The organism is Bacillus cereus group sp. BfR-BA-01355 (assembly GCF_022663675.1).
Classification (GTDB): Bacteria; Bacillota; Bacilli; order Bacillales; family Bacillaceae_G; genus Bacillus_A; species Bacillus_A thuringiensis_S.
Window position 1 is genome coordinate 1 of the sequence record NZ_JAKUFY010000137.1, and the last position, 12,503, is coordinate 12,503.

The window sequence follows — 12,503 nt, forward strand, 5'->3', positions numbered from 1 at the left end:
AGCCAGGATCAAACTCTCCAATAAAGTTAGTTTGTCTAGCATCTAAAAATAAAAATTGACGTTTCACGTTGTTTGTTTCGTTCAGTTTTCAAAGAACTACTTGGTCGCTCAGAAGCGACTTTATCAATATAACATTTCGTTACATTCTCGTCAACAACTTTTTTCAATAAGTTGTTTTTCGTTTGTTTTGCTTGTTACCTTTCGTGGCAACGAATATAAATATACCAGTTTGATTATTAAAATGCAATAGTTTTTCTAATAAAATTTTTAACTTAGTAAAAAAGTATAAAAACAGCACATTTCTTCTATATAAGTATAATTTCTCGCACCATCAAGATCTATTATACCCACGCAACTCATACTCAAATAAAAAAAGCTTTGGAGAAATCTCCAAAGCTTAGTCTTGTTTATGGCGCATAGCAGGGAATAATAATACATCACGAATAGATGGTGCATTTGTTAATAACATAACTAGACGATCAATACCAATTCCTAATCCACCCGTAGGAGGCATACCGTACTCAAGAGCTTCAATATAATCGTCATCCATCATATGTGCTTCGTCATTACCTTGTTCACGCTCTTTTAATTGCGCTTCAAAACGTTCTTTTTGATCGATCGGATCATTTAACTCAGTAAATGCATTTGCATGTTCACGTGCAACGATAAATAATTCGAAACGATCTGTGAATCGTGGATCTTCATCATTCTTTTTCGCAAGTGGCGAAATTTCTACCGGATGACCGTAAATAAATGTTGGTTGGATTAATTTATCTTCTACTTTTTGCTCAAAGAACTCATTAATAATATGACCAACTTCCATTGTATCCTTAATTTCTACATTATGTTCTTTCGCAAGCTCACGCGCTTCTTCTACACTCATCGGATTCCAGAAATCCGCTCCAGAGTGTTGCTTAATTGCATCTACCATATGAAGACGTGTCCATTCTGGTTCTAGATTAATTTCATAATCACCATATTGGATTGTTGTTGTACCCAATACTTTTTTCGCAATATGAGCAACCATATTTTCTGTTAGTTTCATAATATCATTATAATCAGCGTACGCTTCATATAATTCAATCATCGTAAACTCAGGGTTATGACGAGTTGATACACCCTCATTACGGAATACACGGCCAATCTCATAAACTTTTTCTAATCCGCCCACAATAAGACGTTTTAAATGAAGTTCAATTGCGATGCGCATATATAATTCCATATCTAACGCATTATGATGCGTAGTGAAAGGACGAGCAGATGCTCCACCTGCAATCGCGTGCATCATAGGCGTTTCTACTTCAAGATAACCGTTGTCATCTAAATATCTTCTCATTTCACGAATAATTTTACTGCGAGTAACAAATGTTTCACGACTTTCCATACTTGTAATTAAATCTAAGTAACGTTGACGGTATCGTTGTTCAACATCTTTTAATCCATGATATTTATCCGGTAACGGACGGAGAGATTTCGTTAAAAGCGTAAATCCCGTTGCTTTTACTGAAAGTTCTCCAACGTTTGTTTTGAACACTTTACCTTCAATACCTACTAAGTCACCTAAATCTGCTGTCGTAAATAACTCGTACTCTTCATCTCCAACAGTATCTTTACGAACGTAAATTTGAACTTGTCCGTGTAAATCTTGAATGTGCGCGAATCCAGCTTTTCCTTTACCGCGTTTTGTCATAATACGACCAGCGATAGAAACAGTGATTTCTTTCTCTTCTAATTCTTCTTTAGAGAATTCTCCATATAAACTTACTAAGTCGGTCGTTGAATTTGTGCGTTCAAATCGTTTACCGAACGGATCGATTCCTTGCTCACGTAAATTATGTAGCTTTTCACGACGAACAAGCAATTGGTCGTTTAATTCTTCGTGGTTCATGTTATCCATGATATTGATATCACTCCAGCTCTATTAATTTTTACAATATATACAGTATAGCATTTTCTACTCAACTAGAAAAACTGCCAGCAACTAACTGGCAGTTCTTCTTTCTTTCACGTAATTATAGGAAGTGTATAGAAGAATGTCAATCTCCTATGTTCCTTATTAACCAACGTAAATTGTTTGTTGTTTCGCTTCTACTTCTTCTACAAATGCACCTAACACATTCGCAAGGTCTTCACGTGTGTTACAAGCATTAATACCATTACGTACACTCGCATTACCACGAACACCTTTTAAATACCAAGCTGCATGTTTTCTCATCTCTCTTACAGCGACACTTTCGTTCTTTAAGTCGATAAGACGATCTAGATGCAACATACATACATCAATTTTCTCGCGCACTGTTGGTTCCGGCATTAATTCACCTGTCTCTAAATACTTTACTGTACGATAAATCATCCATGGATCCCCAAGAGCCGCACGGCCAATCATAACACCATCTACACCAATCTCATCAAGCATGCGCTTCGCATCTTGCGGTGTTTCGACATCACCATTTCCGATAACCGGGATATTCACAGCTTGCTTTACTTGTTTAATGATATCCCAATCCGCTTTACCTTCATACATTTGCACTCGCGTACGTCCGTGAACCGCCACAGCTTGTCCACCAGCACGCTCAATAGCTCTAGCATTTTCTATTGCGAAAATATGTTCTTCATCCCAACCGATACGCATTTTAACTGTAACCGGCTTTTCAACGGCATCTACAACTGCTGCTACCATTTCATATATTTTATTGGGATCTAAAAGCCACCTTGCCCCCGCATCACATTTTACGATTTTCGGTACTGGGCAACCCATATTGATATCAATAATATCTGCTGTCGTATATTTATCTACGTATTTCGCAGCATCTACAAGAGTTTCTTTCTCTCCACCAAAAATTTGTAAACTTAATGGTTTTTCTCTCTCATCGATATATAACATATCTAATGTTCTTTTGTTATTCAGTAATATTGCCTTATCACTTACCATTTCAGCACAAACTAGACCTGCACCAAATTCTTTCACTGTTAAACGGAATGCAGAATTACACACTCCCGCCATCGGTGCTAATACAACCGGATTTTTCATCTCAATATTTGCAATCTTTAACAATCAACCTACTCCTTCCTGCACAGTCACTTTGGCATTAATTCATCTATCGAAACATTTAATGCCTTAGCAACTTCTACTACAAAATCTTGAGAAGGTGATCGATTCCCTCTCTCAACTTCACCTAAAACAGATACAGATACCCCTAATTCTTTAGCAAAACCTTCTTGCGTGTAGCCTTTTAGCTTTCGAAAAGCACGAATGCGTCTTCCCCATTTTTCTGCTTCCATACCGTTACTCCCTCTCGCCTTTTCATTTCTTCTACTTGTGAACGTGAAATGTTTTGTTTTATGTCTTGATTAATCTCTAACAACGGAACGATAACAAAAGCTCTTTCAAACATCCGCGGATGCGGAACAATAAGATTCTCTGCTTCAATATTCTCTTGATTATAAAGTAAAATGTCAAGGTCGATAGTCCTCGGCCCCCACCTAATTTCCCTTTTTCTTCCTAGGTCATTTTCTACTTTTTGTGTTACTTTCAATAATTCTTGTGGTGATAAATTGGTAGAAATTTTTATAACTAAATTTAAAAAGCAACTTTGGTCAGTATAGCCAACTGGCTCAGTTTCATATACAGATGAAATATCATCAACCTGAATATAAGGATTTTTATTTAAGAACTGAATCGCTTCGGTTAGATACGTATAACGCTCTCCAATATTTGACCCTAATGCAATGTATGCTATATTATTCATGGACGTTCTCTCGTAATTTCTACTGCTACAGCACGATAATGACCTGGTATCGGTGGATCCGGCTTAATTACCTTAATTGTACATCGTGAAATACTTTCATATTGTTTTAATATATCTGCAGCAATATTTTCAGCGATACTCTCCACAAGCTTATACTTTCTATCTTCAACAACTTTTCTACATAATTCGAAAAGCTCTCCATAATTGACCGAATGCTCTAATTCATCACTTTCCCCTGCACGCTTTAAATCCAACTCCACCGTTAAGTCAACTTTAAATCTCTGACCTAATTTATTTTCCTCCGGGAACACACCATGATAACCGTAAAACTCCATATCATGGATATAAATTTTATCCAATTACTTTACCCCCTTACCAATCATTGCATCCATCATTTTAGCCATACGCGCCATTTCTTTCACATCATGGACACGAACAAACTCACAACCCTTTTCAATACCAAGACAAACAGTAGCTCCCGTTCCCTCAAGGCGTTCCTCTACTGGCAAATCTAATACGTGCCCAATAAAGGACTTTCTCGATGTACCTAAGAGAACCGGATAACCTAGCACATTTAACTGTTCTAAATTACGCATCACCTCTAAGTTTTGCTTAGGTGTTTTAGCAAAACCGATACCTGGATCTAAAATAATATTCTCATCTCGCACACCAGCATTTTTAGCAATTTTGATACTATCATACAAATCAGCAATCATATCCGCCATTAAATTACGATAATTCATATTATCGCGGTTATGCATTAAAATGATAGGTACATCATAATGAGCTGCGACTTCAGCAATTATTGGCTCCGCCTTCGCTCCCCAAATATCATTAATAATATGAGCACCGGCCTCAATTGCTTGCTTTGCAACTTCAGCTTTATATGTATCGATAGATATAGGCAATTTCACTTCTTTTGAAACCGCTTGAATCATCGGGACAACTCGCTTTATTTCTTCTTCTACTGATACTTTAGCAAAACCCGGGCGAGTAGATTCGCCACCAATATCAATAATATGAGCACCTTCACCTTGCATTTCTTTTGCATGACGTACCGCAGCATCTACCTCGTTGTAACTCCCACCATCAGAAAACGAATCTGGTGTTACATTTAAAATCCCCATAATTAATGTCTTTTCATTTAAATTCAATGTATATTCGCCGCAGCGTAAATCATAATCCCACTTCAAACTACACATCTCCTCTTCGTAATTCATTTCTGCTCCATAATTTCTCTCTCTGCATTCCATAAAGGTACATTAAACTTTTTGTAACTACTCCTACTTTACCCGGGAAATCCTGCGCTTCTATACGATAAAGCGGAACAATTTCTTGAATTGAGTTTGTTACAAAGACTTCATCTGCTGAAAGTAATTCATCTTTTGTAAAGAAACCTTCCTTTACTTCTATATTCAATTCTTCAGCACTTTTTATAATAAACGCACGAGTGATACCATTTAAAATCCCTGTTTTTAACGAAGGTGTATATAAAACATCACCTTTCACAAAAAAGAGATTCGAAACAATCCCCTCTGCAACATAACCTGCTTCAGTAAGGAAAATACCTTCCTTGCTCACTACATTTCCAATTTCACGCTTCCCTAAAATATTATTTAGATAATGATGAGACTTCAGACGAAATGCTCCTTCTGGTGTATTTCGCACTTGTTTTAAAATAACCCCTTCTTTTTCTACTACATCTCCTGGAGCTGTTAAAGGTTTTATAAAAACAATAACCGAAGGGTCTTCATACATTTCCGTTTGTAATCCTATTTCATCTACACCTGCTGATACATTAAAACGTACATACGCATGTTCCAATTCATTCTTAGCGAGTAGATTTTTCAAAATAAGCATCACGTCATCTTTTGTCATTGTCCATTTAATTTGCAATGCATCTAGCGCACCTATTAAACGGTTATAATGATCATCTAACAAAAAAGGATGACCATTATAAATACGAAATGTCTCAAAAACTCCCAGCCCATATAAATAACCATGGTCATAAGGGGAGATTTTCGCTTCATTCGCTTCTACATACTCGCCATTTACGTAAATTAACATGATGTCACACTTGGACTATATTTACGAATGAAGTTCTGTAGTAACTCTTTCCCATGAGAAGTCATAATAGATTCTGGGTGGAATTGCACACCCTCTATCGGCAGTGTCTTATGACGAATCGCCATAATTTCACCTTCCTCTGTCCAAGATGTTACCTCTAAACAATCTGGCAATGACTCTTTCTTAACAATCAGGGAATGATAACGCGTTGCAGTAAATGGATTAGGAATATCTAAGAAAATCGTTTTCCCATCATGATGCATAAGTGACGTTTTTCCATGCATTAATCGCTCTGCACGAACAACTTCTCCACCAAATACTTGTGCAATCGATTGATGCCCAAGACAAACTCCAAAAATCGGAATCTTCCCAGCAAAGTATTTAATAACTTCCATACTAATCCCCGCTTCATTAGGACTACATGGACCTGGCGAAATCATTAAGAAATCTGGTTTCATATTCTCAATATCTGCAATACTCACTTCATCATTACGCTTAACAACAAGCTCTTGTCCAAGTTCTCCAAGAAACTGTACTAAATTAAATGTAAAAGAATCATAATTATCAATCATTAATATCATTTCTCTCACCTAACCGTTTCTTCGCTACTTTCTTTTGCACGCCATAAAGCAATTGCCTTTTTTAACGACTCTTTATATTCATTTTTCGGATTTGAATCAATTACAATTCCCGCTCCAGCTTGCACATGTGCTTGCCCATCTTTCGCAAGAAGCGTTCTAATGACAATATTTAATTCCGTATCTCCAGAATAACCAATCCAACCAATTGAACCTGTATAAATCCCTCGACGAACAGGCTCTAATTCTTCTATAATCTCCATCGTACGTATTTTCGGTGCACCAGTAATTGTTCCACCAGGAAATACAGCTTTCACTAAATCGAAAGCATCCTTATCTTCTTCCACCTCACCACGCACATTGGAAACGATATGCATAACATGTGAGTACTTTTCAATTACCATAAATTCATCGACTTCTACAGTACCATATTTACAAACACGTCCTAAATCATTTCGCTCTAAATCTACAAGCATCACATGCTCTGCTCGTTCCTTTTCGTTCTCAATTAATTCCCTTGCTAAGTCTTGATCCTCTTGTTCATTTGCACCTCGGGATCTTGTACCTGCAATTGGTCGTGTACTTACTTCTTGCCCTTGTTTTTTAATCAGCAATTCAGGCGAAGCACTAACAATTTGAAAATCCCCAAGCTCTAAGTAACCCATATATGGAGATGGATTAATTTTACGAAGACTTGTATAAATTTCTAGTGGATGCGTTTGTAAAGTTCTTTCCTGTCTTGTCGACAAGTTTACTTGAAACACATCACCATTTCCAATATACTCTTGAATACATTCAACAGCCTTCATAAAGCCTGCTTCTGTAAAGGCAACCGCTTCATTTTTCTTTTTAGGACGTTCAAACGGCATAGTCACTTCAGGCACTTCTGCCGTCCAAAGATCCTTCCATTCATTTAAACGTTCTTCCGCTTCTGCATGCTTATCTACATAATGTGTAATAATCCACAATACCTTTTCTTTTTGATCATAGACAAACACATCATCAAATAATAAAAAGTATATATCGGGTATATTCAGATCATCCTCTGCAAGAGAAGGGAGTTTTTCAATATAACGGATACAATCATAACTAAAGTAGCCCATTGCACCACCTTGAAAAGGTGGGTACTCTGGATTGTAGTCTGTTTTCCATTTCTCCATATATTCTTGCATTAAATCTAATGGATTCCCTTTTTTTATTGTTTCCTTACCACTTTCACTTATATGTAACTTTACACCCTTTCCTTGGATTACCGCTACCGGGTTTAAACCCACTATGTTATAACGACCGCCACGTCCACTTTCCAGCAAAATATGTTGCGGCTTATCCTGAGAAAGAAATTTATATTGCTTAAAGAAATCTAACTGATATGGAATAGAAAGCGCTAAAGATTTTCTTCGTTGCATATCAACACCCCGTCTTCTTTTATCCCACCCTCTTAGATGAACCACCTCAAACTACATAAGTTATTTATATAGAGATTGATTATACTCGAAGGCTAGTGAAAATAATTTAATTATACTACCTCTTATTTTACATGAAGTTTTCTAGTCATTCACTCTTTTCCTATTTCCAATCCAAAAAGAAAAAGCATCCTTTTTCAAGGATGCTTTTTCAATCGCATTTAATTATGATTCAAATTGATAAAGTGGTGTACTTAAATAACGTTCACCGTTACTTGGAATAATAACGAGTACCTTTTTCCCTTTACCTAACTTTTTCGCAACTTCTGTTGCTGCATAAATAACTGCTCCTGAAGAGATACCAACTAAAATACCTTCTTCTTTAGCCACTCTTCTCGCATATTCAAATGCTTGCTCTGTTTTCACTTGAATAATTTCATCATATACTTCTACATCCAATGTCTCTGGGACAAATCCCGCCCCAATTCCTTGGATTTTATGTGGACCTGGTTTCCCACCAGATAACACTGGTGAATCCGCAGGTTCTACTGCATAAATTTTAATACCTTCATATGCTTCCTTCAGCACTTCACCAGCACCAGTAATTGTTCCACCTGTACCAATACCTGCAATAAACGCATCTAATTGATCACCCATTTGTTCAACAATTTCTGGACCTGTTGTTAAACGGTGAATTTGTGGATTCGATTGATTTTGGAACTGTTGCGGTATAAAGTAACCATGCTCTTTTGCTAATTCAGTTGCTTTACGAATTGCTCCACCCATCCCTTCAGGACCTGGAGTCAATACTAATTCAGCACCGTAAGCACGTAATAAATTACGACGCTCAATACTCATTGTTTCTGGCATTACTAAAATTGCATTATATCCTTTAGCAGCCGCTACCATCGCTAAACCAATACCTGTGTTACCACTTGTTGGTTCAATGATTGTATCGCCCTCTTTTAACAATCCCTTTTTTTCAGCATCTTCAATCATAGCTAGTGCAATACGATCTTTAACGCTACTCCCCGGATTCATAAATTCTAGTTTTAAGTATATATCTGCGCTGTCTGATTCTACGATGCGGTTCAACTTAACGATCGGCGTTTTCCCGATTAATTCTGAAACTGATTGTGCCACTCGCATTCCTGTCACTCCTAACACCGAGTATTTTTATTGGTTTTATCTATATTTAGATTTTGTCAGAAAATTCCCTGTTTGTCAATCTATTCGGAGGGTTAATCCCCTTATTACAAATTCTCAATTAAATTTGTAATATCTTCTTTAGAGAACTTGTAACGTTCATTACAGAAATGGCAATGAACTTCTGTCTCTTCTTCTTCTTCACGAATTTGCTCTAACTCTGTTTTACCTAAACTAATTAACACACTCTCAATACGCTCACGTGAACACGTACAATTAAATTGAACATCCATTGTTTCTAATACTTTTACTTTATCTTCTCCAAGGACTGCATATAGTAGCTCTTCTGGAGAAAGGCCTCGTTCAATCAATGTTGATACAGGCGGGATTTTTTGCAAACGATCTTCAATGAATGAAATTGTTTCTTCCTGTGCGCCCGGCATAATTTGAAGGATAAATCCACCCGCCGCTAATACGCTGTCATCTCCATTTACAAGGACACCGACACCAACAGAAGAAGGCGTCTGCTCAGAAACTGCGAAATAATACGTGAAATCTTCCCCTAGTTCTCCCGAAACGATTGGGGATTGACCGATAAACGGCTCACGCATACCAATATCTTTAATTACTGTTACAAAACCTTCTGTACCTACCGCTTGATATACACGTAATTTCCCTTGTTCCGTTCCTTCAAAATCAACATGTGGATTCGTTACGTAGCCACGTACATCTCCATTTGCATGAGCATCCACTAAGATAGGGCCAATCGGACCATTACCTTCTACCTTAATCGTTAACTTTTGATCACCTTTTAACATCGCACCCATCATTGTACCTGCAGTTAAAGAACGACCAAGTGCCGCCGAAGCTGTCCTCCATGTATCATGACGTCTTTGTGCCTCACTTACTGTATTTGTTGTACGTACACTATACGCACGTACTTCTCCATCAAACGCTAACGCTTTTACTAAATAATCTTTCATACTTATTTATTCACCTTTCTCCTGCTGTAAATTTGCATTACGCTCATATAACATATACAAGCCTTTTAACGTTAAAAATGGATCTACAATATCAATTACATTCGATTCCTCTGAAATTAATTTCGCCAATCCACCTGTTGCAATAACTTTCGGTTCTTGTTTAGCTTCCTCTTTCATACGCTTAACAATACCTTCCACTTGTCCTACATAACCATAAAGAATACCTGATTGCATCGCACTTACTGTATTCTTCCCAACAACACTGCTCGGTTTTGTAATTTCAATACGAGGAAGTTTTGCCGCCCTACTATATAAAGCCTCTGCTGAAATCATAATTCCTGGCGTAATAACTCCACCCATATAATGCTTTTCTTCATTAATATAACAATATGTAGTAGCCGTACCAAAATCAACAATAATAAGTGGACTTCCATACAATTGGATTCCTGCTACTGCATTTACAATTCGATCTGCGCCTACTTCACGTGGATTTTCATATTTAATATTTAGCCCCGTTTTTATTCCAGGTCCTACTACAAGCGGTTTAATTTTAAAATACTTTTCACACATACGTTCTAAAGCGAACATAATTGGTGGTACGACTGAAGACACAATAATACCTTTCACATCTTCAAACGAGAGACCCTCATGATCAAGTAACTGTTTTACAAGCATTCCATATTCATCTTCTGTCTTATGACGATCTGTTTCCATGCGCCAATGCTGACGAAGTTCCCCCTCTTCAAACACGCCTAGTACAGCATTTGTGTTCCCTACATCCAATACAAAAATCATATTCTCACCACTTATCTTATTTAATCTATATTTGTGTAGTATGTATAAAACTTATAAAAACATCATATCACACATACTTATATAATCAGCTTTCCTATCCTCATCATTTTACAAAAAGATTGCTCTCTATTTCAATTTTTAATACTAGTTTTACTTAAATTACTTTATCCACTAAGCCCTCAATAGTAATTAGCAAAAATCTTAACAAATAAAAAAGGAGTGACGATAGTCACTCCTTCATTTCTTACTTATCTTCTTTATCTTCATCGTCTTTCTTCATATTGATGTTTACTTTCACATCATCTGAAGATGTTGGACGCTCAGGTAATCTGCCATAATCATATAAATGATTAATTTGCTCTGCATCTAATGTTTCTACTTCAAGTAACGTTTTTGCGATAATATCAAGCTTATCTCGTTTTTCAGTAAGAATTTGTTTCGCACGAGCATAACAGTCTTTAATAATCGTTTGCATTTCCACATCAATTTCATGCGCAATTGCATCACTGTAGTTTTGTTCTGAATGGAAGTCTCTTCCTAAGAATACCTGACCACCTTGTGAGCTACCAAATTGCATCGGTCCAAGCTTATCACTCATACCGAATTCCGTAACCATACGTCTTGCAATACCAGTCGCACGTTGGAAGTCGTTGTGAGCACCTGTACTTGCTTCACCAAATACAATCTCCTCAGCTACTCGACCACCAAGTAAACCAGTGATTTTATCAAGTAACTCTGGCTTTGTCATGAAGTAACGATCTTCCTTCGGAAGCATTACCGCATATCCACCAGCTTGACCACGAGGGACAATTGTTACTTTATGAACGACATCAGCCTCATCAAGAACAACACCAATTACAGTGTGGCCTGCTTCATGGAAAGCAACGATATTACGTTCTTTTTCAGAGATAACACGACTTTTCTTAGCTGGACCTGCAATAACACGATCCGTTGCTTCATCGATATCACTCATATCAATTTTCTTCTTATCTCGACGTGCAGCTACTAAAGCAGCTTCGTTTAATAAGTTTTCAAGATCCGCACCAGAGAATCCTGGTGTACGAGTCGCAATTGCTCTTAAATTAATATGCTCATCAAGCGGTTTATTACGCGCATGTACTTTCAGTACAGCTTCACGGCCATTTACATCTGGACGATCTACTGTAATTTGACGGTCAAAACGACCTGGACGTAATAACGCTGGGTCAAGAATGTCTGGACGGTTTGTCGCAGCAATGATAATAATACCTTCGTTTGCACCGAATCCATCCATTTCAACAAGTAACTGGTTCAATGTTTGCTCACGCTCATCATGACCACCACCAAGACCTGCGCCACGTTGACGACCTACTGCATCAATTTCATCAATGAAAATGATACAAGGAGCATTTTTCTTTGCATTTTCAAATAAATCACGTACACGTGATGCACCGACACCGACAAACATCTCTACAAAGTCAGAACCACTGATAGAGAAGAATGGAACGCCAGCCTCACCTGCAACAGCACGTGCTAATAAAGTTTTACCTGTACCTGGAGGTCCAACTAATAGGACACCCTTTGGAATACGGGCACCAACTTCAGAAAACTTACGAGGGTCTTTTAAGAATTCAACTACCTCAACAAGTTCTTGTTTCTCTTCATCCGCCCCAGCAACATCTCTGAAACGAACTTTTTTCTTTTCATCATTATATAACTTCGCCTTACTTTTCCCGAAGTTCATAACACGGCTACCGCCGCCTTGAGCTTGGTTTAATAAGAAGAAGAATAAAATGAAGATGA

General features: G+C 37.4%; 13 protein-coding genes. All 13 read right to left on the reverse strand.

The window, feature by feature from the left end:
* Positions 1 to 397: 397 nt before the first annotated feature.
* Positions 398 to 1,897, reverse strand: coding sequence for a lysine--tRNA ligase (gene lysS / locus MR167_RS27910; RefSeq protein WP_000369685.1), 1,500 nt, complete (start codon positions 1,895 to 1,897; stop codon positions 398 to 400).
* A 159-nt stretch (positions 1,898 to 2,056) separates the two neighbouring features.
* Positions 2,057 to 3,055, reverse strand: coding sequence for a tRNA dihydrouridine synthase DusB (gene dusB / locus MR167_RS27915; RefSeq protein WP_000912244.1), 999 nt, complete (start codon positions 3,053 to 3,055; stop codon positions 2,057 to 2,059).
* A 23-nt stretch (positions 3,056 to 3,078) separates the two neighbouring features.
* Positions 3,079 to 3,282 carry a helix-turn-helix domain-containing protein gene (locus MR167_RS27920; RefSeq protein ID WP_000387030.1) on the reverse strand — a complete coding sequence of 68 codons (204 nt, stop codon included), beginning with the start codon at positions 3,280 to 3,282 and terminating at the stop codon, positions 3,079 to 3,081.
* Positions 3,234 to 3,749: a 2-amino-4-hydroxy-6-hydroxymethyldihydropteridine diphosphokinase gene (gene folK, locus MR167_RS27925; RefSeq protein ID WP_001059450.1), complete on the reverse strand. Its 516-nt coding sequence runs from the start codon at positions 3,747 to 3,749 to the stop codon at positions 3,234 to 3,236. The genes MR167_RS27920 and folK overlap by 49 nt, the downstream gene beginning before the upstream one ends.
* Positions 3,746 to 4,108 (reverse strand): dihydroneopterin aldolase, encoded by a 363-nt coding sequence (gene folB / locus MR167_RS27930; RefSeq protein ID WP_000358066.1) that lies wholly within the window; start codon positions 4,106 to 4,108, stop codon positions 3,746 to 3,748. Before folB ends, folK begins: the two co-directional genes overlap by 4 nt.
* Positions 4,109 to 4,969, reverse strand: coding sequence for a dihydropteroate synthase (gene folP / locus MR167_RS27935; RefSeq protein ID WP_002084136.1), 861 nt, complete (start codon positions 4,967 to 4,969; stop codon positions 4,109 to 4,111). It abuts the gene before it with no gap.
* Complete coding sequence (gene pabC / locus MR167_RS27940; protein ID WP_000909860.1) at positions 4,944 to 5,816, reverse strand: aminodeoxychorismate lyase; 873 nt, start codon at positions 5,814 to 5,816, stop codon at positions 4,944 to 4,946. The genes folP and pabC overlap by 26 nt, the downstream gene beginning before the upstream one ends.
* A complete protein-coding gene (gene pabA / locus MR167_RS27945) occupies positions 5,810 to 6,397 on the reverse strand; it encodes an aminodeoxychorismate/anthranilate synthase component II (RefSeq protein ID WP_000602284.1) in 588 nt (195 codons plus the stop codon). The genes pabC and pabA overlap by 7 nt, the downstream gene beginning before the upstream one ends.
* 5 nt (positions 6,398 to 6,402) lie before the next feature.
* Positions 6,403 to 7,800, reverse strand: a complete 1,398-nt coding sequence (pabB, locus tag MR167_RS27950; RefSeq protein ID WP_001189711.1) for an aminodeoxychorismate synthase, component I — start codon at positions 7,798 to 7,800, stop codon at positions 6,403 to 6,405.
* Positions 7,801 to 8,022: 222 nt separating this feature from the next.
* Complete coding sequence (gene cysK / locus MR167_RS27955; RefSeq protein WP_001261716.1) at positions 8,023 to 8,946, reverse strand: cysteine synthase A; 924 nt, start codon at positions 8,944 to 8,946, stop codon at positions 8,023 to 8,025.
* A 104-nt stretch (positions 8,947 to 9,050) separates the two neighbouring features.
* Positions 9,051 to 9,926 (reverse strand): redox-regulated molecular chaperone HslO, encoded by an 876-nt coding sequence (gene hslO / locus MR167_RS27960; protein WP_000656369.1) that lies wholly within the window; start codon positions 9,924 to 9,926, stop codon positions 9,051 to 9,053.
* Positions 9,927 to 9,932: 6 nt separating this feature from the next.
* Positions 9,933 to 10,721: a type III pantothenate kinase gene (locus tag MR167_RS27965; RefSeq protein WP_000578366.1), complete on the reverse strand. Its 789-nt coding sequence runs from the start codon at positions 10,719 to 10,721 to the stop codon at positions 9,933 to 9,935.
* A gap of 244 nt (positions 10,722 to 10,965) precedes the next feature.
* Positions 10,966 to 12,503, reverse strand: a 1,538-nt coding sequence (gene ftsH / locus MR167_RS27970) for an ATP-dependent zinc metalloprotease FtsH (RefSeq protein WP_242316010.1), incomplete at its 5' end; no start/stop codon positions are given.